This is a genomic window from Vibrio sp. 1069, assembly GCF_033340555.1.
The window spans coordinates 1-626 of the sequence record NZ_JAWOWP010000536.1 but is presented as its reverse complement, the minus strand read 5'-3'; the positions used below and the strand labels follow the sequence as shown (position 1 = coordinate 626).

The 626-nt window shown below is 47.0% G+C and carries 1 pseudogene; it reads left to right on the top strand.

Annotation, left to right across the window (positions count from 1 at the left end):
- Positions 1-626, top strand: a pseudogene (locus R7040_RS27595) (transcription-repair coupling factor); the annotation flags it as partial.

Sequence of the window (626 nt, the reverse complement as noted above, 5' to 3'; positions counted from 1 at the left end):
ATCCTTACCGCATTGACTTTTTCGATGATGAAATCGACACCATTCGCACTTTCGATCCGGAAAACCAGCGTTCTATTGAAGACATTCAGCAAATCCAATTGCTGCCTGCGCATGAATTCCCAACGACGAAAGAAGCGATTGAAGATTTCCGTACTCGTTGGCGCGCCCAGTTTGAGGCGAGACGCGAGCCAGAATCCATCTACATGCAAGTCACCAAAGGAACGTGGCCGGCAGGCATTGAATACTGGCAACCACTGTTCTTCGACCATACCGAAACCCTGTTCGACTACTTACCTGAAGATTCGCAGCTGATCACATACGGCGACATTGAAGCAGCTGTCGACACATTCTTAAATGACGTCGAATATCGCTACGATCAAAAGAAAATTGATCCTCTGCGTCCACTTCTTGCCCCACATGATTTGTGGCTCAAGAAAGACGAATTGTTTGCACACTTCAAACAACTTCCTCAGGCACAGCTCAGCCTAGAGAAAGTAGTGAAACGTGCTGGCCGCCAAAACTTAGCGGTACAAACACTGGCAGAACTTGGCGTTCAACAGCAAAACAAAGAGCCATTATCTCGTTTGCGCCAATTCAGCGAACAATTTACGGGCAAAATCATCTTT